The 23,134-nt window shown below is 62.5% G+C and carries 21 protein-coding genes; 11 read left to right on the top strand and 10 right to left on the bottom strand.

Annotation, left to right across the window (positions count from 1 at the left end; translation table 11 throughout):
- Positions 1-3 precede the first annotated feature (3 nt).
- Together LVS58_RS22570 and mfd are read right to left on the bottom strand one after the other, a co-directional pair.
- Positions 4-576 carry a CsiV family protein gene (locus tag LVS58_RS22570; protein ID WP_233692890.1) on the bottom strand — a complete coding sequence of 191 codons (573 nt, stop codon included), beginning with the start codon at positions 574-576 and terminating at the stop codon, positions 4-6.
- 9 nt (positions 577-585) lie between these two features.
- Positions 586-4,035, bottom strand: a complete 3,450-nt coding sequence (gene mfd, locus LVS58_RS22565; RefSeq protein WP_233692889.1) for a transcription-repair coupling factor — start codon at positions 4,033-4,035, stop codon at positions 586-588.
- Between the two features lie 167 nt (positions 4,036-4,202).
- Here mfd and LVS58_RS22560 point away from each other — a divergent pair, with 167 nt between their 5' ends.
- The 3 genes from LVS58_RS22560 (at position 4,203) to sthA (ending at position 8,441) form a co-directional block, all read left to right on the top strand.
- Positions 4,203-5,666: a glyceraldehyde-3-phosphate dehydrogenase gene (locus tag LVS58_RS22560; RefSeq protein ID WP_010953137.1), complete on the top strand. Its 1,464-nt coding sequence runs from the start codon at positions 4,203-4,205 to the stop codon at positions 5,664-5,666.
- 177 nt (positions 5,667-5,843) lie between these two features.
- Complete coding sequence (locus LVS58_RS22555; protein WP_233692888.1) at positions 5,844-6,842, top strand: FAD:protein FMN transferase; 999 nt, start codon at positions 5,844-5,846, stop codon at positions 6,840-6,842.
- A gap of 204 nt (positions 6,843-7,046) precedes the next feature.
- Positions 7,047-8,441, top strand: coding sequence for a Si-specific NAD(P)(+) transhydrogenase (gene sthA, locus LVS58_RS22550; protein WP_233692887.1), 1,395 nt, complete (start codon positions 7,047-7,049; stop codon positions 8,439-8,441).
- A gap of 48 nt (positions 8,442-8,489) precedes the next feature.
- On the opposite strand, the gene LVS58_RS22545 is transcribed toward sthA, so the two are convergent.
- The gene (locus LVS58_RS22545) at positions 8,490-9,206 is read right to left on the bottom strand and encodes a glycerophosphodiester phosphodiesterase (protein WP_233692886.1); all 717 of its coding nucleotides are present in this window, start codon (positions 9,204-9,206) and stop codon (positions 8,490-8,492) included.
- A 31-nt stretch (positions 9,207-9,237) separates the two neighbouring features.
- Positions 9,238-9,822, bottom strand: coding sequence for a PilZ domain-containing protein (locus LVS58_RS22540; protein WP_233692885.1), 585 nt, complete (start codon positions 9,820-9,822; stop codon positions 9,238-9,240).
- Positions 9,823-9,915: 93 nt separating this feature from the next.
- On the opposite strand from LVS58_RS22540, the gene LVS58_RS22535 reads away from it, so the two are divergent.
- The 3 genes from LVS58_RS22535 to LVS58_RS22525 are packed head-to-tail and all read left to right on the top strand — an operon-like array spanning position 9,916 to position 13,159.
- Positions 9,916-11,166, top strand: coding sequence for a lipoprotein-releasing ABC transporter permease subunit (locus LVS58_RS22535; protein WP_233692884.1), 1,251 nt, complete (start codon positions 9,916-9,918; stop codon positions 11,164-11,166).
- A 7-nt stretch (positions 11,167-11,173) separates the two neighbouring features.
- Positions 11,174-11,857, top strand: a complete 684-nt coding sequence (lolD, locus tag LVS58_RS22530) for a lipoprotein-releasing ABC transporter ATP-binding protein LolD (protein ID WP_233692883.1) — start codon at positions 11,174-11,176, stop codon at positions 11,855-11,857.
- Positions 11,858-11,917: 60 nt separating this feature from the next.
- Positions 11,918-13,159, top strand: coding sequence for a lipoprotein-releasing ABC transporter permease subunit (locus LVS58_RS22525; protein ID WP_233692882.1), 1,242 nt, complete (start codon positions 11,918-11,920; stop codon positions 13,157-13,159).
- Between the two features lie 40 nt (positions 13,160-13,199).
- Here LVS58_RS22525 and cinS read toward each other — a convergent pair whose 3' ends face one another.
- Both cinS and cinR read right to left on the bottom strand, forming a co-directional pair.
- Complete coding sequence (cinS, locus tag LVS58_RS22520) at positions 13,200-14,552, bottom strand: two-component system sensor histidine kinase CinS (protein ID WP_233692881.1); 1,353 nt, start codon at positions 14,550-14,552, stop codon at positions 13,200-13,202.
- A complete protein-coding gene (gene cinR, locus LVS58_RS22515) occupies positions 14,549-15,229 on the bottom strand; it encodes a two-component system response regulator CinR (RefSeq protein ID WP_233692880.1) in 681 nt (226 codons plus the stop codon). The genes cinS and cinR overlap by 4 nt, the downstream gene beginning before the upstream one ends.
- Before the next feature lie 200 nt (positions 15,230-15,429).
- Here cinR and LVS58_RS22510 point away from each other — a divergent pair, with 200 nt between their 5' ends.
- Both LVS58_RS22510 and queF read left to right on the top strand, forming a co-directional pair.
- Positions 15,430-15,957 carry a cupredoxin domain-containing protein gene (locus LVS58_RS22510; protein WP_233692879.1) on the top strand — a complete coding sequence of 176 codons (528 nt, stop codon included), beginning with the start codon at positions 15,430-15,432 and terminating at the stop codon, positions 15,955-15,957.
- 68 nt (positions 15,958-16,025) lie between these two features.
- Entirely contained in the window at positions 16,026-16,856 is an 831-nt protein-coding gene (gene queF, locus LVS58_RS22505) for an NADPH-dependent 7-cyano-7-deazaguanine reductase QueF (RefSeq protein WP_233692878.1), read from the top strand.
- 31 nt (positions 16,857-16,887) lie between these two features.
- Here the strand turns inward: queF and LVS58_RS22500 are convergent, their stop codons facing one another.
- Entirely contained in the window at positions 16,888-17,151 is a 264-nt protein-coding gene (locus tag LVS58_RS22500) for a DUF4404 family protein (RefSeq protein ID WP_233692877.1), read from the bottom strand.
- Between the two features lie 122 nt (positions 17,152-17,273).
- Complete coding sequence (locus LVS58_RS22495; protein WP_233692876.1) at positions 17,274-17,837, bottom strand: phosphonoacetaldehyde phosphonohydrolase-related protein; 564 nt, start codon at positions 17,835-17,837, stop codon at positions 17,274-17,276.
- Positions 17,838-18,038: 201 nt separating this feature from the next.
- Between LVS58_RS22495 and LVS58_RS22490 the strand changes: the two genes are divergently transcribed.
- Complete coding sequence (locus LVS58_RS22490; RefSeq protein WP_233692875.1) at positions 18,039-18,746, top strand: MlaA family lipoprotein; 708 nt, start codon at positions 18,039-18,041, stop codon at positions 18,744-18,746.
- Positions 18,747-18,780: 34 nt separating this feature from the next.
- Here the strand turns inward: LVS58_RS22490 and LVS58_RS22485 are convergent, their stop codons facing one another.
- Complete coding sequence (locus tag LVS58_RS22485; RefSeq protein WP_233692874.1) at positions 18,781-19,080, bottom strand: PilZ domain-containing protein; 300 nt, start codon at positions 19,078-19,080, stop codon at positions 18,781-18,783.
- Positions 19,081-19,350: 270 nt separating this feature from the next.
- On the opposite strand from LVS58_RS22485, the gene rssB reads away from it, so the two are divergent.
- Both rssB and rssC read left to right on the top strand, forming a co-directional pair.
- Positions 19,351-20,535 (top strand): two-component system response regulator RssB, encoded by a 1,185-nt coding sequence (rssB, locus tag LVS58_RS22480; RefSeq protein WP_233692873.1) that lies wholly within the window; start codon positions 19,351-19,353, stop codon positions 20,533-20,535.
- Entirely contained in the window at positions 20,532-21,014 is a 483-nt protein-coding gene (gene rssC / locus LVS58_RS22475; RefSeq protein WP_233692872.1) for an anti-sigma factor antagonist RssC, read from the top strand. Before rssB ends, rssC begins: the two co-directional genes overlap by 4 nt.
- Positions 21,015-21,134: 120 nt before the next feature.
- Here the strand turns inward: rssC and LVS58_RS22470 are convergent, their stop codons facing one another.
- Complete coding sequence (locus tag LVS58_RS22470) at positions 21,135-22,985, bottom strand: alkaline phosphatase D family protein (RefSeq protein ID WP_233692871.1); 1,851 nt, start codon at positions 22,983-22,985, stop codon at positions 21,135-21,137.
- Positions 22,986-23,134 lie beyond the last annotated feature (149 nt).

Here is a 23,134-nt window from a genome sequence, read left to right as displayed (position 1 = left end):
GGCTTACTGCTCCATCATCTCCGGGTCCATCACCGGCATTTTCGGTGTACCCGGTGGGGTCACCTTCAGCAGCACTGCCAGGTGCCCTCCGTCGAGAAAGGTCAGCTGGCCGCCCTTGACGTTGCTGTTGCTCTGCCTGAACTGCTCGCTTTGCAGCACACTGCCGTTGCCATCCAGCTGGTTGACCCAGAAGTTGGCCTCGACTGTGATGAAGCGGCCTTCAGCGATGCTCAGGTTGCCTTCGATAGGGAAGTGCCCGAACTGTTCGGTGCCTTCACCCAGGGCGATGCGGCTGGGTTCGTTGCCCACCTGCTGTTGCCAGGCCTTGTGCATCAGCACGGTGTAGTCGGCGGTGGCTTCCAGGCGGGTGGCTTCATCTTCCAGTGCAGGGCGGCGCTCGGCGTCTTTCGCCAGGCGTGGGGCGCCAGCGCTCCAGTCTTCGGGGGCGAACGGGCTGGTGAAGGCGGGCACGCTGTTCTGCCGCACCAGAATCATTTCTACCTGATACAGGCCTTCGGCAAAGGCAGCTGGGGCGAACAGCGCCAGCAGCAGGGTCAGGCAACGGATGGCACGCATGAGTCTTCCTTAGGCAGGCTGTGGGGTCAGGCGCTCGAACAGCGCCTCCAGGGTATTGAACCGTTCGTCGGGGCGTTCCATCGGTACCAGGAAACGGAACTGGGTGGCGCCTTCGAACTTGTAACGTTTGGGCTGACCCTGGATCAGCTTGATCAGGGTCAGTGGGTCGACCGGGGTTTCGGCTTCGAACTCGAGCTTGCCACCGTTGGGCCCCGCATCGACTTTCTTGATGCCGAGCTTTTCCGCGTGCAGCTTGAGTGACGTAAGGCGCATCAGGTTCTTGGTCGGCTCTGGCAGCAAGCCGAAGCGGTCGATCATCTCGACCTGCAAGTCCTTGAGGCCTTCTTCGTCGGCAGCCGAAGCAATGCGTTTGTACAGGATCAGGCGCGCATGCACGTCAGGCAGGTAGTCTTCGGGGATCAGTGCCGGCAGGCGCAGGTTGATCTCCGGGCCGCCGCCCAATGGTTGCTCAAGGTTCGGCTGGGTGCCTTTACGGATTGCCTTGACCGCACGTTCGAGCATTTCCATGTACAGGGTGAAGCCCACCGCCTGGATCTGCCCGCTCTGGCCTTCGCCCAGCAGTTCGCCTGCACCGCGGATTTCTAGGTCGTTGGTGGCCAGGACAAAGCCTGCGCCAAGGTCTTGCGTGTTGGCGATCGCCTCCAGGCGCTTTTCGGCGTCAGCGCTCACCTTCTGACGGGTAGGTGTGAGCAGGTAGGCGTAAGCCTGGTGGTGGCTGCGGCCAACCCGGCCACGCAGCTGATGCAGCTGGGCCAGGCCGAACTTGTCGGCGCGCTCGATGACGATGGTGTTGGCGCTGGGCACGTCGATACCGGTTTCGATAATGGTCGAGGCCACCAGCACGTTGAAGCGCTTGTGGTAGAAATCGCTCATCACCTGTTCCAGTTCGCGTTCGCGCATTTGCCCGTGGCCGATGCCAATGCGTGCCTCGGGCACCAGCTCGGCAAGGTCGGCGGCGCATTTTTCGATGGTTTTCACATCGTTGTGCAGGTAATACACCTGGCCACCGCGCAGCAGTTCGCGCAGCAGCGCCTCCTTGACCGTGCTCTTGTTCTGTTCCATGACGAAGGTGCGCACCGACAGGCGGCGTGCGGGTGGCGTGGCGATGATCGACAGGTCGCGCATGCCCGCCACCGCCATGTTCAGCGTGCGCGGAATCGGCGTGGCGGTCAGGGTGAGGATATCGACCTCGCTGCGCAGCGCCTTCAGCTGTTCTTTCTGGCGCACACCAAAGCGGTGCTCTTCATCGATGATGGCCAGGCCCAGGTCTTTGAAGCGCACGTCGTCCTGCAGCAGCTTGTGTGTGCCGATGAGGATGTCGATCTTGCCTTCGGCAAGGTCTGCGGCGGCGGCGGCCACTTCCTTGGCCGACTTGAAGCGGCTCATTACCTCCACGGTCACGGGCCAGTCGGCAAAGCGGTCGCGGAAACTGTTGTAATGCTGCTGGGCAAGCAGGGTGGTGGGCACCAGTACGGCCACCTGGCGGCCACTGTGCACGGCGATGAACGCCGCGCGCATGGCCACTTCGGTCTTGCCGAAGCCCACATCGCCGCAGACCAGGCGGTCCATTGGCTTGGGTGCCAGCATATCGGCGCGCACGGCCTCGATGGCGGCCTGCTGGTCCGGGGTTTCCTCGAACGGGAAGCCGGCGCTGAAGGTGGCGTAGTCGACGGACGGGTCGGCAAACGCGTAGCCCTTGCGCGCGGCGCGGCGCGCATAGATGTCGAGCAGTTCGGCGGCCACGTCGCGGACCTGTTCGGCGGCCTTGCGCTTGGCCTTCTGCCAGGCCTCCGAACCCAGCCGGTGCAACGGTGCCAGGGCGTCGTCGCTGCCGGTGTAGCGGGCGATCAGGTGAAGGTTGGCCACCGGCACATACAGCTTGGCGTTCTCGGCGTATTCCAGCGTCAGGAATTCGGCGGCCTGGCCGTCGATTTCCAGCGTGGCCAGCCCCAGGTAGCGCCCGACGCCATGGTCGATGTGCACCACCGGCGCACCTTCGCGCAGCTCGGTGAGGTTCTTGATGACCGCGTCGTTGGCGGTTTCGCCGCGCTTGTCACGGCGCCGGCGCTGCATCACCCGTTGGCCGAACAGTGGGCTTTCGGCAATCAGGGCCAACCCTGGATCGTCCAGCAACAGGCCGTCGTCCAGCGGGGCGATGGTGATCGCCAGGCGCTCGGCACCGGTAATGAAATCGTCCCAGCCTTCGACGGTATGCGGGCGCAGCTTCAGCCGTTCGAGCAGCTCCAGCAGCACTTCCCGACGGCCCGCTGATTCGGCAGTGAAGAGTACGCGGCCGGGGAACTGGTCGAGGAAGTTGGCCAGCTCGGCCAGCGGCTGGTTGGCCTTGGCCTCGATGGCCAGGTTGGGCAGGGCGCGCGCCGGGAAGCGCTCGCGGCCCACCCCAGGGTCGAGGTCTTCGCTGCTGACCACCACCCGGGGCCACTGCTTGAGCCGGGCGAAGCAATCTTCCACCGGCAGGAACAGCTCGGCCGGCGGCAGCAACGGCCGGCTGAGGTCGCCGCGGCGGTCTTCATAGCGCCCGCGCACGTCGTTCCAGAAGTGCTCGGCGGCCTGTTCCACACCGGGTAGCGAGAACACCTGGGTGTCGGTGGGCAGGTAGTCGAACAGGGTCGAGGTTTCTTCGAAGAACAGCGGCAGGTAGTACTCGATACCGGCGGGGATGATGCCGCTGGCCAGGTCCTGGAAGATTGCACTGCGGCGGAAGTCGACGTCGAAGCGCTCGCGAAAGCGTGCCTTGAAGCGGGTCACTTCTTCCTTCTGCATCGGGAATTCGCGTGCCGGGAGCAGGCGTACCGAATCCACCTTGTCGATCGAGCGCTGGGTCTCGGGGTCGAAGGTGCGCAGCGTCTCGATCTCGTTATCGAACAGGTCGATGCGGTAGGGCAGTTTGCTGCCCATCGGGAACAGGTCGATCAGCGCGCCGCGCACGGCGAACTCGCCATGCTCGTAGACGGTGTCGACACAACGATAGCCGCTGGCCTCCAGGCGCAGGCGCATCTGTTCCACGTCGATGGTCTGGCCCACATCCAGCACCAGGCTGCTGCCCAGCAGAAAACGCGTGGGTGCCAGGCGGTGCAGGGCGGTGGTGATCGGCACCACGAGGATGCCGTGGCTCAGCTCCGGCAGACGGTACAGGCTGGCGATGCGCTGGGAGATGATGTCCTGGTGCGGCGAAAACAGGTCGTAGGGCAGGGTTTCCCAATCGGGGAACGGCAGCACTGGCAGGTCTGGGGCAAAGAAGCGCAGCTCCTGCTCCAGACGGTCGGCGGCCTGGCTGTCGGCCGTCAGCAGCAGGGTGAAGCGGCCAGCGCTGCTGGCGGCTTCGGCGATGGCAAGGCTGAGGGCGGCACCGGGCAGGTTGCCCCAGGTTTGTTTGCCGGCCGTGGCCGACATTTGCGGTAGGCGCAGAACTGACACGGGAGATTGCACTCCAAGCGTTGCGGCAAAGAGACCGATTGTACCGGTGACAGGGCCAGCTGTCAGGCTCGAAAGGGCATGAACACTGGCTTGCGTCACTGCGACAGGCACTCATTGCCGGTTCCGCGTTGGGGCGTCATAATGTAGCCCCTTTTTTCTGTCCCTACATGTGGAAGGTTCCCGTGACTCAGAAGCCCGACCAGTGTCTTGGTGAGTGGATCGATCGTGAAGCCCTGGCTGAAGCGATGATCCCGCTTATCGGTCAGCTCTACCGCAATAACAATGTGGTGAGCTCGATTTATGGCCGCAGCCTGATCAACCGTTCGGTTATCTCGATCCTCAAGGCGCACCGCTTTGCGCGCCACCGCCAAACCGACGAAACCGAACTGTCCGTCCACGAGACATTCCCCCTGCTCAAGGCCATGAGCGAGCTGAAACTGGGCGCCGCATCGGTCGACCTGGGCAAGCTGGCCAACAAGTTCAAGCAGGAAGGCAATGGCCGCACTGCCGAGCAGTTCGTCCGTGAAGAGCTGGCCGACGTGGTCGGTCAGCAGAACGCTTCGGCGCGCAAAGGCACCGACGTTGTCCTGTACGGCTTCGGTCGCATCGGCCGCCTGCTGGCGCGCATCCTGATCGAGAAGACCGGTGGTGGTGACGGCCTGCGTCTGCGTGCCATCGTCGTGCGCAAAGGCGCCGAAAACGACCTGGTCAAGCGTGCCAGCCTGCTGCGCCGTGACTCGGTGCACGGTCCGTTCGATGGCACCATCACCATCGACGAAGCCAACAACACCATCACCGCCAATGGCAACCTGATCCAGGTTATCTACGCCAAGAGCCCGAGCGAAGTCGACTACACCCAGTACGGCATCGACAATGCGCTTATCGTCGACAACACCGGCGTATGGCGTGACGCCGACGGCCTGGGCCAGCACCTGGCCTGCCCGGGTGCTGCCCGCGTGATCCTCACCGCACCTGGCAAGGGCGCGCTGAAGAACATCGTGCACGGTATCAACCACGGTGATATCACTGCCGATGACAAGATCATCTCGGCGGCCTCCTGCACCACCAACGCCATCGTGCCGGTGCTCAAGGCCATCAACGACCAGTACGGCATCGTCAACGGCCACGTCGAAACCGTTCACTCGTTCACCAACGACCAGAACCTGATCGACAACTTCCACAAGGGCAGCCGCCGTGGCCGTGCCGCGCCGCTGAACATGGTCATCACCGAAACCGGCGCCGCCACCGCTGCTGCCAAGGCACTGCCAGTGCTGAAAGGCAAGCTGACCGGTAACGCGATTCGTGTTCCGACGCCGAACGTTTCGATGGCCATCCTGAACCTGAATCTGGAAAAGGCCACCACCCGCGACGAGATCAACGAGTACCTGCGCCAGACCGCCATGCACTCGGAGCTGCACAAGCAGATCGACTACGTGGCTTCGCAGGAAGTGGTTTCGACCGACTTCGTTGGCTCGCGCCATGCCGGTGTGGTTGACGCAGAGGCGACCATCGCCAACGACAACCGCGTTGTTCTGTACGTCTGGTACGACAACGAATTCGGTTATAGCTGCCAGGTGGTTCGTGTGATGGAAGACATGGCTGGTGTGAACCCGCCAGCGTTTCCACGCTGATTCGCTTGTAAGGCAATGAAAAAACGGGAACCTTCGGGTTCCCGTTTTTTTATTCTGAATGTGTGTTGTCAGTGCGGGCCCTTTCGCGGGTAAACCCGCTCCTACAGGTTTATCGCTGCCCCTGTAGGGGCGGGCTACCTGCGAAGAGGCCAGCACCGGCAACCGAGAAACCCTACTGTGCGCACAGCCCTACTGTTCATTCTGCTGCTACTCACCGCCTGTGATCAGGGCCCCATCCTGGAGCGCCTGGGTGGCCCGACCATGGGCAGCAGCTACAGCATCCAGTACGTCCGCGAGCCTGGTGGCCCGTTGCCGGCCCAGGTGCAGATGGCGGTGGAAACCATCCTGCATGACATCGACCATCACTACTCGACTTACCGCGGCGATTCCATCGTAAGCCAGTTCAACCGCTTACCTGCCGGCCAGTGCCTGGCCCTGCCGCCTGATATGCTCGCGTTGGTCAGCCTGGGCCAGCACCTTGCCGAGCAGAGTGATGGCGCTTTCGATCTCACGGTAGAGCCGTTGCTCGACCTATGGGGCTTCGGCCCTCAGGCCCGTCACCAGCAAGTGCCCGAACCACAGGCACTGGCCCAGGTACGCCAGCGTGTTGGCTACCAGCACCTGCGCGTCAAAGGTCGGGCCTTGTGCAAGGATGCCCCTGTGCAGCTCGACTTCAACAGTATCGTCGCCGGCCATGCTGTCGACTTGATCGCCGCGCGCCTGCAGGCCATGGGTGTCAGCAGTTTTGTCGCCGAGGCCACTGGCGAGCTGAAGGCAGTTGGACACAAGCCTGACGGCAGCCCTTGGCGTATTGCCCTGGAGCTGCCCCGCGAAGACCGTCAGATCGCTCGCCAGGTTATCCCGGTCAATAGCCTTTCAGTATCAACCTCGGGTGACTATCGGCACTATTTCGAGCAGAATGGCCGGCGCTATTCGCACACCTTCGATGCCCGCCTCGGGCGCCCGGTCGAGCACGACCTGGCTGCCGTTACGGTGCTGGACGCCTCAGCACTGCTGGCCGATGGCTATTCGACGCTGCTGCTCATCCTGGGCCCGCAGCGAGGCTGGGATTTTGCCGTGGCGCATGACCTGGCTGCGGTTTTGGTGACTCGAGCACAGGGAGGCTTCGTCTCCCGAGCTACGCCCGCGTTCGAACGGGCAGTGAAAGGCCAGTGAAAGCACAAGCAGGGATGATTGCCGCCAGGGAATGGGTGAAGCATATGTAGTGCGGGCGAAATTGGCCTACGACGCGACCAAGGGTTAATGTGCGCGGCGTTCAGGGTTGATTAGACTGCACCCGAATTTTCTCATGGCGCCCCGGCGGCATGATCGTGCCCCGCGAGCGACCGTGGCTTGCGGGCCAGTTCTGAAGGAGTACGCATGGCTGTCTACAACTACGACGTAGTGGTGCTGGGTTCCGGCCCGGCCGGTGAAGGCGCGGCAATGAACGCCGCCAAAGCAGGGCGCAAGGTAGCGATGGTCGACGACCGTCGCCAGGTCGGTGGCAACTGCACCCACTTGGGTACCATTCCGTCCAAGGCACTGCGTCACTCGGTGCGGCAGATCATGCAGTTCAACACCAACCCGATGTTTCGTGCCATCGGTGAGCCGCGCTGGTTCTCGTTCCCGGACGTGTTGAAAAGCGCCGAAAAGGTCATCGCCAAGCAGGTGGCATCGCGCACCGGCTACTACGCCCGTAACCGCGTCGACGTGTTCGTAGGCACCGGCAGCTTTGCCGACGAGCAAACCGTGGAAGTGGTGTGTCCGAACGGCGTGGTCGAGAAGCTCAACGCCAAGCACATCATCATCGCGACCGGCTCGCGCCCGTACCGCCCGGCCGACATCGACTTCCACCACCCGCGCGTTTACGACAGCGACACCATCCTCAGCCTCAGCCACACCCCGCGCAAACTGATCGTTTACGGTGCCGGCGTTATCGGCTGCGAGTATGCGTCGATCTTCAGTGGCCTGGGGGTATTGGTCGAGCTGGTCGACAACCGTGGCCAGTTGCTGAGCTTCCTTGACTCGGAAATTTCCCAGGCGCTGAGCTACCACTTCAGCAACAACAACATCACCGTGCGCCACAACGAAGATTACGAGCGCGTCGAAGGCTTGGACAACGGGGTGATCCTGCACCTCAAGTCGGGCAAGAAGATCAAGGCCGACGCCTTGCTGTGGTGCAACGGCCGGACCGGCAACACTGACAAGCTGGGCCTGGAAAACATCGGCATCAAGGTGAACAGCCGCGGCCAGATCGAGGTCGACGAGGCGTACCGCACCACTGTGCCGAACATCTATGGTGCCGGTGACGTGATCGGCTGGCCAAGCCTGGCCAGTGCCGCCCATGACCAGGGCCGGTCGGCCGCCGGCAGCATTGTCGATAACGGCAGCTGGCGCTTCGTCAACGACGTGCCGACCGGTATCTACACCATTCCCGAAATCAGCTCGATCGGCAAGAACGAGCAGGAGCTGACCCAGGCCAAGGTGCCGTACGAAGTGGGCAAGGCCTTCTTCAAGAGCATGGCGCGTGCGCAGATCGCCGGCGAGCCGCAGGGCATGCTGAAGATCCTGTTCCACCGCGAAACCCTGGAAATCCTCGGCGTGCATTGCTTCGGCTACCAGGCTTCGGAGATCGTGCACATTGGCCAAGCGATCATGAACCAGCCGGGTGAGCTGAACAACCTGAAGTACTTCGTCAACACCACGTTCAACTACCCGACCATGGCCGAAGCCTATCGGGTAGCTGCCTATGACGGCCTGAACCGGCTTTTTTGAGCGGCTCCGACCGGTGGCCTGAGCCGGTCGGAGAGACCGATTTCAACCCTACCCGAGGGTGGTCTTGGCCAAACCGGGAAAGTCTGTAATCAGGCTGTCCACACCAAAGTCAGCAAGCCGGCGCATCAGTGCCGGCTCGTTGACCGTCCACACCGACACATGCAAACCCTGGCCCTGTGCTTTGAGCAGGCGCTCGGGGGTGCACAGTGTCCAGTTCAATGCCAGCAGTTCGCAGCCGTAGTTCTGTGCCACCTTCAGCGGGTCGAGCCAGGCGTATTCGGCCACCAGCCCGCGCTTCACGTCTGGCACCAGTTCCAGGGCGGCGCCCAGTACTTCGCGTGAGCTGGAGGTGATGGTTATCTTGTCCAGCAGGCCATACTGCTGAGCCAGTTCACGGATCGCCAGGACGGTGGTGGCCGCGCGGGTGCGCGAGGCGCTTTTCACTTCCAGCTGCCAGTGCTCGAACGGGCATTTTTCGAACAGCTCTTCCAGTTTTGGGATCGGGCAGGGCTGCACATGGCCCGGGCCGCCTTTGCGGGCATCGATCTTGACCAGTTCGGCGGCCGGGTGCTCGACCACTTTGCCGCGCCGGCCCGTGGTGCGCTTGAGGGTGGGGTCGTGGATGACCATCAGTTCGTTGTCGGATGACAAGTGCAAGTCCAGCTCGCAGCGGGTCACGCCATGGGCCAGGCATTGCTGAAAGCTCTTCAGGGTGTTCTCGGGTGCTTCGCCCTTGGCGCCGCGATGGCCGTAGATCAGGGTCACGTTCGTTCCTTCAAATCAGAGAAAAATTGGCTCAGGAGGCGGGGTCGTTCCGTTCCAGCTTCTGGCGCCGTTGCTGTTGCTGGCGCTGCAGGATGTGACGCGCCAGCAGTTGTCGTTGGGCGTCGGTCATGTCGATGAACTCGGTGCCGATCTCGAAGCCGCCCTCCGGGCGAGGGTCGCAATGGGTGATCTTGCCGCGCAGCAGCAGGCCACGGGCGCGCGGCATCAGCACCATTTTTACTTTCACTCGGGTACCGGGGGCAATTAGTGTGGGCTGGATGGATTCGATGCCGCCTTCGGAGATCACCACCGGCTGCTGCTGGCCGACCTCGCCAAGCAGGGTTTGTGCAACCACCGTGCTGAGCAGGTCGAGGCGCTTGTTCTGCACGCGCAGGAATGCGGCGAGGGTGCGGTCCTTGTCGCTTAGCTGGCGCAACAGGTGTTGCGACTCGAATTCGGACAGGTGCAGCTCGCTGAGTAGGTTGAACAGCGGCGAATCATCTTGCAACACATCTGGTTCAAGGGCTTCGGCCGCGCTAAGGGGGCTTATTTGAAGTGCGATCCGATCTTCGATGCGGTAGTATTCGCGGCGATCTTCTTCGTCTAATGTCGTCATGGCGAACCCAAGGTAGCGGCGGTGGTCCGAGTGTAAAGCCGCCGTAGGCGCCTCGCCACAAGGACGTTCCCTTTCATCCGAACAAGCCCCGACATGTTCAGACCTCTTTTCGCATTCATCGGCACGCGTTATACCCGTGCCAAACGTCGCAATCACTTCGTCTCGTTCATTTCCCTGACCTCGATGATCGGCCTCGCCCTGGGCGTGGTGGTCATGATCGTGGTGCTGTCGGTGATGAACGGTTTTGACCACGAGATGCGCACCCGCGTGTTGGGGATGATTCCCCATGCCACGCTGGAGAGCGGCCAGCCCATTGCCGACTGGCAGGCCCTTGCCCAACAAGTAAAGCAGAATCCGCAGGTGGTAGCGGTTGCGCCGTTCACCCAGATGCAGGGCCTGCTGACTCATGATGGCAAGGTGCAGAAGGTGCTGCTCAACGGCATCGACCCCACTCGCGAGCGCGAGGTGTCGATCATCGACAATTTCGTCCTGCAAGGCCGCCTGGACCAGTTGGCGCCGGGCGAGTGGGGCATCATGATCGGCGACAAGGCAGCGGCCAAGCTGGGCGTTGCCGTCGGCGACAAGCTCACCTTCGTCGCCCCCGAGGTCAGCGTGACCCCCGCCGGCATGTTCCCACGCATGAAGCGCTTCACCGTGGTTGGCACCTTCCACGTTGGCGCGGGCGAGATCGACGGCTACCTGGGCCTGACCAACATCAGCGACCTGTCCCGCCTGCACCGTTGGAAGCCCGACCAGGTGCAGGGCCTGCGCCTGAAGTTCGACGACCTGTTCCAGGCGCCGCGCGTAGCCTGGAGCATCGCCCAGCAGCTGGGCGAGCAGGAGTTCTACAGCCGTGACTGGACCCGTACCCACGGCAACCTGTACCAGGCGATCCGTATGGAAAAGGCCATGATCGGCCTGCTGTTGTTGCTGATCGTGGCGGTGGCAGCGTTCAACATCATTTCTACCCTGGTGATGGTGGTCAACGACAAGCGCGGTGACATCGCCATCCTGCGCACCTTGGGCGCCACGCCCGGGCAGATCATGCTCATCTTCATGGTCCAGGGCACGGTGATCGGGGTGATCGGTACCCTGATCGGCGCCGTGGTCGGGATCGTCGCCGCGCTGAACGTGAGCGCGGCGATCGCCGGCATCGAGAAACTGATCGGGCACAAGTTCCTCAACGCCGACGTTTACTTCATCGATTATCTGCCGTCGCAGATCCAGTCCCAGGACGTGTACATGGTCTGCGGTGCGGCGTTGGTCCTGAGTTTCTTCGCCACCCTGTATCCGGCCTGGCGTGCGGCCCGCACCCAGCCGGCAGAGGCGCTACGTTATGAGTGAGTCGCGCATGAGTGATAAAGCCGTTCTGAGTTGCCGCAACCTGGGCAAGTCCTACGACGAGGGCCCGGAGTCGGTGCAGGTGCTGTCCGGGCTCAACCTGGAACTGCAGGCCGGTGAGCGGGTGGCCATCGTTGGCAGTTCCGGCTCGGGCAAGAGTACCTTGCTCAACCTGCTGGGCGGCCTCGACCGGCCCACCCAGGGCAGTGTGTGGCTGGCTGGCGAAGAGTTGTCGGCACTGGGCGAGCGTGCCCGTGGCCTGCTACGCAACCGTGAGTTGGGCTTTGTCTACCAGTTCCACCACCTGCTGCCGGAATTCACCGCCATCGAGAACGTGTGCATGCCGCTGCTGATCGGCAAAACGCCGATCCCCGAGGCCCGAGAGCGTGCCGAGGCGCTGCTCAAGCGGGTAGGCCTGGGCCACCGCTTGAACCACAAGCCGGCCGAACTTTCCGGCGGCGAGCGCCAGCGCGTGGCGATTGCCCGGGCGCTGGTCAACCGCCCCGGCCTGGTGATGCTCGACGAGCCGACCGGTAACCTGGACCACCATACCGCCCAAGGCATCCAGGAGCTGATGCAGGAGCTGTCCAGTGCTTCGCGCACGGCATTCCTGGTGGTCACCCACGACCTCAACCTGGCGCGGCAGATGGACCGTGTGCTGAAGCTCGACGATGGCCACCTGGTGGCCATCTGATCGACTGCCGGGGTGGCAGGTGCTGCCCCGTTTTCCTGTTTCCATTGGGTGATTTCGTACATGTTCAGACCCTTGCCCATCTTTATCGGCGCGCGCTACACCCGAGCCAAGCGTCGCAACCACTTCATCTCGTTCATCTCGATGACTTCGATGATCGGCCTGTCGCTGGGCGTGCTGGCGATGATCGTGGTGTTGTCGGTGATGAACGGCTTCCAGCGCGAAATGAGCTCGCGCATTCTCGGCCTGGTGCCGCATGCCGCCATCCTGGGCGTGCAGCCGCTGGACGATTGGCACAAGGTGGCCGACGCAGCCATGAAGCATCCGGCGGTGATGGCTGTGGCGCCGATTACCGAGATGGAAGGCATGCTGTCGTACAAGGGCGCCATGCAGCCGATCCAGGTAGGGGGTATCGACCCGGCCGAGGAGGGCAAGGTTTCCATCGTTGGCCAGCACATCGTCCAGGGCCGCCTGCAAGGCTTGCAGCCAGGTGAGTTCGGTGTGGTCATCGGCGAGCTGACCGCACGCCGCTTCCGCCTGAACACCGGCGACAAGCTGACCTTGATCGTGCCGGAAATCAGCAAGGAACCGGGTGGCATCACCCCGCGCATGCAGCGCCTCACCGTGGTTGGCATCTTCAAGGTCGGCGCCGAGCTGGATGGGTCGCAGGCCTATATCCATGTTGCTGATGCAGCTGAGATGCAACGCTGGGCACCAGGCCAGGTGCAAGGTGTGCGCCTGAAGCTGCACGACCTGTATGCCGCTCCACAGGTGTCCAAGGCGATTGCTGCCGGGCTTGGTGACGCCTACCGGGCTGATGACTGGTCGCATACCCAGGGCAGCCTGTTCAGCGCCATGAAGATGGAAAAGACCATGATCGGCCTGTTGCTGATGATGATCATCGCGGTCGCGGCGTTCAATATCATCGCCACGCTGGTGATGGTGGTGAACGATAAGGGCCCGGACATTGCCATCCTGCGTACCTTGGGCGCCACACCGGCGCAGATCATGGGCACGTTCATGGTCCAGGGCAGCCTGATCGGCATTGTCGGCACGCTGATTGGTGGCGTACTGGGCGTGATTGCGGCGTTCAATGTCAGCCAGATCGTCGGCTGGCTGGAGCGGGTGAGCGGGCAGCACATCTTTACCTCGGATGTGTACTTCGTCAGCAGCTTGCCGTCGCAGTTGCAGTGGGGGGATGTGGCGATCATCTGCACCGCCGGCCTGGTGATGAGTTTCCTGGCGACCCTTTACCCGGCCTACCGGGCGTCGCAGGTGCAGCCGGCGATTGGCCTGGCGGTTTGATGTTTGCCTGAGATCCTGGGGGGCGTAAAGCGCCCCATTGTTACCGATCTTGAGTGAACGCGATCACGAATCGGGTCCATCCACCCTCGCACTCCGCCCGTATGCACCCGCCATGGGCCTGCACGATCGACCGGGTAATCGCCAAGCCCAGCCCCGCATGCTCGCTGCTGCCTTCCCGCCGAGCCGGGTCCACCCGGTAGAAACGGTCGAAAAGCCGCGGTAGAGCCGCCGGGTCGATAGCCGGCCCGGTATTGGCCACGTTGATCGTCGGCCCTGGCTCCAGGGTCACCTTTACCTGTCCTCCTGCCGGAGTAAACCGCATGGCGTTGTCCAGCAGGTTGGACAGCGCCCGGCGCAGCATATGCTGGTCACCGTGCAGCACTGCTTCACCCTCGCGCAACATCTGCACGTCGCTGTCTTCTGCCAGAGGCGCGTAGTACTCCAGCAGTGCATCCACCTCGTCATGCAGCGCCAAAGGCGCGCGCCCCGGTACCAGCAGGCCGTGGTCGGCCTTGGCCAGAAACAGCATGTCGTTAATCATCTGCGCCATCCATTGCAGTTCTTCCAGGTTGCCATGCAGCGCCTCTCGGTATTCTTCCAGGCAGCGTGGGCGGGTGAGGGTGACCTGGGTGTGGGTCAGCAGGTTGGACAGCGGCGTACGCAACTCGTGGGCAATATCGGCCGAGAACGCTGACAGGCGCTGGAAGGCATCGTCCAGGCGCTGCAGCATCGCGTTCATGCTGCTGGCCAGTTCGGCCAGCTCTTCGGGCATCTGCGCTACCGGCAGACGGGTGGTGAGGGAGCGCGCTGACACGCTGGCGGCCACCTGGCCCATCTGTCGCAATGGGCGCAGGCCGCTGCGAGCGGCCCAGGCACCCAGTAGTGCGGTAGTAAGCGCCGACAGACCGACAGTCAGCCAGATCAGCCGTTGCATGCCTTGCAGGAAGTGCTGGTGGTGGGTGATGTCGAGGTACAGGGTCATTCGCGGCGACTGCATGACGCCCTGTGTCAGGGGCACGGACAGGCTGCGGTAGTCGATGCCTTGCGCATGCAGGGTGGCCAGCCCGGTGGCCAGCGCTGCATGTGGCAGCCCGCTGCGGCTTTCGAACCAGGTGGCGCCATTGCTGGCACTGATACGCAGGGCCAGGTCTGCCTGGTGACTCAACTCATCATGCAGGGCAGGCAGGCGGGCCTGGAGCTCATCTGCCGTGCTGACGCCAGCCAGTTGCGTACGAAACAATGACAAACGCGAGTCCAGCAGTTGTTGGTCAAGTTCGACGAAGTGCTGCTCACTGGCCCGGTTGAATAACAGGCCGGCGCCCAGCGAGACGGTGGCGGTGCAGGCGGCGAACAACAAGGCCAGACGGCCGCCGAGGGAAATCCGGCGCATCACTCGGTGCGCTCTTCGAGTACGTAACCCATGCCGCGTACGGTGTGGATCAGCTTGTTGGGGTGCGGGTCGTCGATCTTCAGGCGCAGGCGGCGGATGGCCACTTCGATCACATTGGTGTCGCTGTCGAAGTTCATGTCCCACACCTGCGAGGCGATCAACGATTTTGGCAGCACCTCGCCCTGGCGGCGCAGCAGCAACTCAAGGAGTGAGAACTCCTTGGCGGTCAGGTCGACGCGCAGCCCGGCGCGCTCGGCGCGGCGGCGGATCAGGTCCAGGCGCAGGTCGGCCAGGCTCAGGGTCGTGTCCTGGCTCGGGCTGGTGCCACGGCGCAGCAGGCTGCGTACCCGGGCCAGCAACTCGGAAAAGGCGAACGGCTTGACCAGGTAGTCGTCGGCGCCCAGTTCCAGGCCGTGCACGCGATCCTCGACGGCGTCGCGGGCGGTCAGGAACAGCACGGGTGTATCCAGGCCCGCCTGGCGCACGGCCTGAAGAATCTGCCAGCCGTCGCGGCCAGGCAGCATCACGTCGAGGATCAGCAGGTCGTGGTCGCCGGTCAGGGCGAGGAACTGGCCGGTCTCGCCATCGGTAGCCAGTTCGGTGGCAAAGCCGGCCTCGCTCAGGCCTTGGCTCAGGTACTGGCCGGTGCGGGCCTGGTCTTCGACGATCAGCAGTTTCATGCGCTGTCCATATTCTGAAAGAGTGTGCGTAGCCTATGGTGTCGCTTTACCGCTAGCGCAGGGGCAGTGGGATGGGGGAAATGATACGTGACGATGTGCCCGCTCGCCCAAGCTGACAAAGTTGTAATGTGCCTGTCAGGTAGCTGCCAGTCGCCCCCGGCTAATGTGGCTTCATCCTGTTGTGTATTCCCGGAGTCATCATGAAACACCTATTCATTGCCGCCACCCTTGCCCTGGGCAGCCTGCCGGCTTTCGCTGGCCAGGCGCAGCCCTTCGCCTTTGGCGAGCCTGCCCCGGCGGCCAAGGCCACCCGCACGGTCAAGGTGGTGCTCAAGGACATTGCCTTCGAGCCCAAAAGCCTGCAGGTAAAAGCCGGCGAGACGGTGCGCTTCGTGCTGGCCAACGAGGGCAAACTGCCGCACGAATTCAACCTGGGCGACAAGGCCATGCATGCCGAACACCAGAAGGAAATGGTCGCCATGCAGGGCAAGATGTTCACCGAGGCCATGAACCATGAAGGCATGGATCACGGCAAGATGATGAGCCACGGCCAGATGATGGACCACGGCGACGGCCATGGTCACGGGGGTGGCAACACTGTGATGGTGATGCCCGGCCAGCGCGCCGAGCTGACCTGGACCTTCCGCCAATCGGCGCCCATCGAGTTTGCCTGCAACGTGCCAGGGCATTACCAGGCGGGTATGGTCGGGACGTTGACCATTGAGTGACTGGCGCTGCAAGGCGGGGTGCAAAACCGGTAGACTAGGGGCATTTTCGAACCTCTAGGTCAGTTTCCATGCATCCCGCTGCCGAACATTCCCCGCTGGGCAAGTCCAGCGAATACATCGCCACCTATTCCCCGGACCAGCTGTTCCCGATCCCGCGTACCGCCAAGTGGGCCGAGCTGGGCGTCACTGCACAGACCTTGCCCTGGCAGGGGGTGGATTACTGGAACTGCTTCGAGCTGAGCTGGCTGCTGCCTTCGGGCAAGCCGGTGGTGGCGATCGGCGAGTTCGCCATCCCGGCTGATTCGCCAAACATCATCGAATCCAAGTCATTCAAGCTGTACCTCAACTCGCTGAACCAGACGGTGTTCGCTTCGCTGGGCGAGTTGCAGGCATGCCTGGAAAAAGACCTGTCCGCCGCTGCCGGCAAGCCGGTGGGGGTGAAGGTGCGCACCTTGGCCGAAGTAGAAGCCCAGGGTGTGGTGGCATTACCGGGGTTGTGCATCGATGCATTGGATGTTGCCATCAGCAACTATGAGCAGCCGCAGCCAGAGCTGTTGCACTGCAATCCGGAGCAGGTGGTGGAAGAAACCCTGCACAGCCATCTGCTGAAGTCCAACTGCCCGGTCACCGGCCAGCCGGATTGGGGCAGCGTGGTGGTCGAGTACAAGGGAAGGGCATTGGACCACGCCAGCCTGCTGACCTACCTGATCAGCTTCCGCCAGCATGCCGACTTCCATGAGCAGTGCGTGGAACGGATTTACCTGGACTTGAAGAATCTGCTGCAGCCGGAGCACCTGACGGTCTATGCCCGTTATGTGCGCCGTGGTGGGCTGGACATCAACCCGTACCGCAGCACTGGGGCCATCAGCCCGGATAACAAGCGCCTGGTGCGGCAGTAGGACAGGGGGCCGCGTTGCGGCCCCGGGTACTTCAGATCCCCATGCTGTGCAGCGAGTTGGCAATGCTGCGCAGGGTAGCGGTGAGGTCGGGATGTTCGGCCTCGAAGCGTTCGATGGCCAGGTTCACGCCGTCCACCAGGTTGTTGTCTGGCGTGGCTTCCTCAAGTTTCAGTTGCGCCTCGATCTGGCGCGCCTCTTCGTGCAGGGCGGCCAGCTCTTCTTCCGAAAGCGGTATGTTGCGGTCCAGTTGCTCGCGCAGGCTGTTCAGGCGCTCTTGCAATTCGCGGGCAGGCATTGGCTATTCTCCATCAATGGCTTGGCAAGCCATGGACCTCGGCGACGTGGCAAAGGTTCTGGCCTGCCTTCAGGGTAATCTACCTGCTGCCGATTTGCATGATCCGCATCAAGGGTGCTGTATCAGGGTTTTTCACCCTTGCGTCGGCGCTGGGCGATGTCTACCAGGCAGGTGTCCAGCGCTTCCAGATGGTCGATCACCGAGTGCACCCCCAGGCTGAACAGCGCCAGCGTCGCCTTGCTGCGCGCCAGGTCCTGCTCTTGCGGGCTCATGGCTCGCCATTGCGCAGACGTGCGGTCGCACAACGGGCTGCAGGCGGCCAGGCCAACCGTCCACAAGCCGGCGTTAAGGCCAGACTGCAACAGGCGCGGGTCGCCGCTGACCAATACGCAGCCATCCAGGCGCTCGCTGTCCAGCGCCATCAGTGCCTGCCAGCAAGCGTTCGGCGCTGGCCAGCGCACGCCATTGACCGCATGCCCTGGCAGCCAGTCGGGCAGCACATGGGCCAGGCGCTCGCTTTGCGCGGGCTTGAGGTCATCCAGCCAGATGCACGGCACTTGGCGCTGACGCAGGCTGGCAAGGGTGGCCAGGGCGCCGGGGGCGGGTGATGGAGCGCCGTTGATGGCCTGCACCAGGCAGCCGCGCAAGCCGAACAGTACAGCAGTGAAGGCGGGCGCAGTGTCCATGGCAACTTCCCCCAAATGGTTCGAAGGCTATGCGTTGATTGTTACCGTCCTGTGACATCGGCAACTGCGCAACTGTTGTTCACAAAATATTCAGCAAGAATGTGTAAGGCTGTTTATCAGCCCGCAAGTCTCTATACTGCCGCCTTAACAGCAGCGCGACCTGTTGCGCTTGCGGCCGAGAAATTCGATGGAGAAACATCTATGCGTAGGATCGGTGCCAGTGTGATCGAACGAGTCACCCAGGCCTGTGTCTGCGCCAGCATGCTGCTGGTGCCCGTGGCAGCCACCCAGGCCGCCACCGAGGAAGATCCCTGGGAAGCGGTCAACCGCCCAATCTTCCGCTTCAACGATACCCTCGACACCTATGCCCTCAAACCATTGGCCAAGGGCTACCAAGCGGTCACTCCACAGTTCCTCGAAGATGGCATCCACAACATCTTTCGCAACCTTGGGGACGTGACCAACCTGGCCAACGACGTGCTGCAGCTAAAGCCGCATGCGGCGGGCGTGGATACGGCACGGTTGATCGTCAACACCACCTTCGGCCTGGGTGGCTTCTTCGATGTAGGTACCAAGATGGGCCTGCAGCGCAACGACGAGGACTTTGGCCAGACCCTGGGCTACTGGGGGGTGCCGAGCGGGCCGTATGTGGTCATCCCGCTGCTGGGCCCAAGCACCGTGCGTGACGGTGTGGCCAAGTACCCGGACACTTACACCAAACCCTATCGCTACATCGACCATGTGCCTACGCGCAACTCGATCTTCGCGCTGGACGTGATCGACACCCGCGCCAGCCTGCTCTCGGCCGAAAAGTTGATTCAGGGTGACAAGTACATCTTCATTCGTAATGCCTACCTGCAAAACCGCGAGTTCAAGGTGAAGGATGGCGAGGTCGAAGACGACTTCTGATCGGTGAGCCCGGGGCCGCAAAGCGGCCTCAGGTTCAATGCATGGCCAGAATTCGCAGCCCGAACTTCTGCTGGCCGCCCGGCTGGTCGGCAATCCATACCACTTCGGTGCTTGCATGCAGCCCCTTGAGCGCCGGATGGTCGGAGTCGATCCGTACCTCGATCAGATCGCCCACCACAAAGCGCTGCGGCGCCTGCACCTGCATGCCGCCGCTGGACAGGTCCAGGCATACCGCCGCAATCACCTGGCCTTCGTGCAAAAGGCTGACCTCGGTGTCGATGCGCATGCGAATGAAGTCGCGTTTTTCGCTATGGCTGGAGGGCGTGTGGGGCATGCTGCATCCTTCCCGTCGGGTTGCGCTGGTCGACTTTCTTATAACTCCCGGTCATTTGCCCTGTAAAGAGCGGCGAGGTCGACCCCAGCATGCTTGAAACCCCTGGCGGATGGGAGTACCGTCTGCGCCTTACAAGGTACCTCTGACAGTTGCCGGGCAGGTGTTCTTGTCCTACAACTCAAGTAGAGTGTGACCATAAAGAATTCCCGTAGCTGGCCGTCTGCCTTGCCGACACCGCTGCACCAACCTAAATCGGCGCCGTTCGCCCACATGCAGAAAACCAGTGCAACGCTGCTGATCATCGATGACGACGACGTGGTTCGTGCCAGCCTCGCCGCCTACCTTGAAGACAGTGGTTTCAGCGTCCTCCAGGCCAGTAATGGCCAGCAGGGGCTTCAGGTCTTCGAAGAACACCAGCCCGACCTCGTGATCTGCGATCTGCGCATGCCGCAGATGGGCGGCCTCGAACTGATCCGTCAGGTCAGCGAGCGTGCGCCGCAGTTACCGGTAATCGTGGTGTCCGGTGCCGGCGTCATGAGTGATGCGGTGGAAGCGTTGCGCCTGGGCGCCGCCGACTACCTCATCAAGCCGCTGGAAGACCTGGCCGTGCTCGAGCATTCGGTGCGCCGCGCCCTCGACCGTTCGCGCCTTGTGCTGGAAAACCAGCGCTACCGCGACAAGCTCGAAGCCGCCAACCGCGAACTGGAGGCCAGCCTGCACCTGTTGCAGGAGGACCAGACCGCCGGTCGCCAGGTGCAGATGAACATGTTGCCGGAAAGCCCCTGGGTGGCCGGCGAGTTCGCCTTCGAGCACCAGATCATCCCGTCGCTTTATCTGTCGGGTGACTTTGCCGATTACTTCCGTGTTGACGATCGGCGAATTGCCTTCTATCTCGCCGATGTTTCCGGGCACGGTGCGTCATCAGCGTTCGTCACCGTGCTGCTGAAATTCATGACCACGCGGCTGTTGTTCGAATTCAAGCGTGGCGGCAAGATGCGCGAGTTCAAACCTTCGCAGGTGCTCAGCCATATCAACCGTGGGCTGATCAACTGCAAGCTGGGCAAGCATGTGACCATGGTGGGCGGGGTGATCGACGAAGACACCGGCCTGCTGACCTACGCCGTTGGCGGCCATCTGCCGCTGCCGGTGCTGTACACCCCCGAGCACACCCGCTACCTGGAAGGCCGCGGCCTGCCGGTGGGGTTGTTCGATGAGGCCACCTACCAGGACCTGGTGGTGGAACTGCCCCCGCAGTTCAGCCTCAGCCTGATGTCCGATGGCATTCTGGACCTTTTGCCGGGTGATACGCTCAAAGATAAAGAGGCCGCCTTGCCGGAGATCGTCAAGGCAGCAGGTGGCAGTCTGGATGGGCTGCGTCAACGATTTGGATTGGCTACGCTTGGGGAGATGCCGGATGATATCGCCCTATTGGTGTTGAGCAGGAACCTTCAATGAGTACCGGTAGAATTCAGTTCGCCGAGCAGAGTGGTACCTTCGTACTGAAATTCGTTGGTGAAGTGCGCCTGACCCTGTGTTCGGCGCTGGATGCGACGATCGAGAAGATTTTCACTGCGCTGAACTTCTCGGCGATTGTCATCGACCTGACTGAAACCGAGAGCATCGACAGCACCACGCTGGGCCTGCTGGCGAAGCTGTCGATCCTGTCGCGGCAGAAGGTGGGCCTGCTGCCGACTGTGGTGACCACCAATCCAGACATTTCTCGGTTATTGCAGTCGATGGGCTTCGATCAAGTGTTCAACATCGTCGATCGGCCGATTCCCTGCACCGATTGCCTGACCGACTTGCCGTCGCAGGACCAGAATGAAGATGTGGTGCGCTCCAAGGTGCTGGAGGCGCACAAGATCCTCATGGGCCTGAATGACTCCAACCGTGAAGCCTTCCATGACCTGGTCAGCGCGCTGGAGCGTAGCTGAGCTTTGGCCTGTGCCGGCCTCTTCGCGGGTGAACCCGCTCCTGCGGGGGGCAAGATCCCTGTGTAGGAGCGGGTTCACCCGCGAAGAGGCCGGTACAGACTGTAAAAATTCTGAAACTCACTACGCCGGTTTTTTAAACTCTGTAGCCTCACCCCCACCCGCATCCAACTGATACACCCGCGCCGGCCGCCCCTGTTCATCGAAAAACACCTGCCCCAACCCCGCACCATTCCACAACCGTTCTCCCGCCTTGCTATGGCTCGGCGTACGCGGCACCACCTCCATCTCTCGGCGCTTGGTAAACCAGTTGAGCGGCGAGCGCGGCGCATACAGCCAGCGGTTGAGCCGGTCGAGCACATCCAGCAAACGCCGTGGGAACTCGTTCTTGATGCCGCTGCTGGTCACCTGCCACAAATGCGGGCTGCGCTGGCGGTGGCGAATCAGCACCTCATACACGAACGAATAATGCACGTCCCCCGACAGCACCACGTAGTGGCCCGGCGTGCGCGAGTGGCGGAAGATATTGAGGATGACCTGGGCTGCACCGCGGTGGGCCATCCAGTTCTCGGCATCCACCAGCAGCGGGTAGCCCAGCCAGCTAAATACCTTCTGCACCGTCTCGATCAGCTTTACCCCGAAAATCGGCGCAGGTGACACGATGACCGCCGAGGGATGATCGAGCAATGCTTGCTGCAATTCACTCAGCGCTTCCCAGTCCAGCAGGCCGGACGGTTTGGCCAGGTTGCTTTCGCTGCGCCAGCGCCGTGTACGGGTGTCCAGTACCAGCAGCGGTGGTTCTGTAGGCAGGCTGAACTGCCAGCCCTGGAAGCGCAGCAGCTCGCCAATCAGCTCATTCTGGTTCTGGCGGGTCAGCACCTGGCACTGTTCGATCAGGGGATTGCAACCGTCCGGGTTGTTGCCCCAGGCTTGGCAGAGCAGGTAGCCGAGCAAGGCGTTGCCAATGATCCTTCGCGAGAATGGGTGGCCGTAGGCCGTTTCCTCCCACTGCGCCGAGAGGTTCCAGTCGTCGGTAATGTCGTGGTCGTCGAACATCATCAGGCAGGGCAGGTGGGCCATCACCCGCGCCACCTGACCGAGATTGCCGGCAAACCCCTGGATCAGCGGCAGCTCTTGCCGGTATCGGGCTTGATGCGCGTCGCTGAGCCCGCTGGGGATGGCCAAGTCCACCAGCTGCCAAGGCGTCGGTGCCCACACCAACAGGTACATGGCCATGACTTCGGCGAAGGTCACCAGGTGGTTGTCGGCGTTGCTGGACGAGAAGATCGGCTTGCGCTTGCCGCCGAAAAAACGCTCGCGCAGGGTGTCGTTGCGCTCCAGCGCGGGCAGCAGGTCGGCGCGGTGGTAGTAGCTGGCCGGGTGCTGGTACAGCGCCTGGCTATCGGCTACTACCGCGCCCTCCAGTTGCTCGTCGAACAAGCCCAGGCGCGAGATCAGGCCATGGATGGCGCGCAGCATGGGGCCAGCGACATCGTCGGCGTAAACCTGGTCGCCCGTCATCAGTAGCACGGCGGGGCGGTCTTCGGGCTTCTTGCACGCCTGCAGCAGCCGGTCGGCGCACAGCAGGCCGTCAGCTGCTGGGTGGTGCGGTTTGCGGCAGGAACCGTGCAGCAAGTGGTCGAGGCGCTCACGCAGCACCAGGCTAGGCCGTGAGTTGCCGGGGTAAAGCAGGTGTGGGGCCCAGTCGGCGATACCCTGGCCGTTGATCAGTAGGTCGTAGTCGAGCAGCTGGTTGCAGGGCAGGGGGCTGGTGAATTGGATGTCCAGCAGTTGAACGTAGGCATGCTGGCCAATCGGCACCACCTGGCAAGCGACGTGGGCCTCGCTTGCCAGGCAGACGAACGCGGGCTGCAGCGGTTGGGTAGTGACCAGCCAGATGGCCAGACGCTGGGGTTCCAGGCGGCGCAGTACCGGGCCGGCAAGTACGAGGGGCAACGGGTTAGGGGAGGTCATCGACAGCTCGGGTGGCTATGGCGGCCTGTAGCGGGTGAGCCCGCTCTTACATCAGCCGGTGTAGGAGCGGGCTTGCCCGCGAACAGGCCCGAGAATTCAATACACAACTAAGACGTGGCAAAACAAAACGGGCGGAAAATACTGAGCAC

The organism is Pseudomonas sp. JR33AA, assembly GCF_021378985.1.
Classification (GTDB): Bacteria; Pseudomonadota; Gammaproteobacteria; order Pseudomonadales; family Pseudomonadaceae; genus Aquipseudomonas; species Aquipseudomonas alloputida.
The sequence above is the reverse complement of the archived record's forward strand: the minus strand, read 5'-3'. Positions and strand labels throughout refer to the sequence as shown.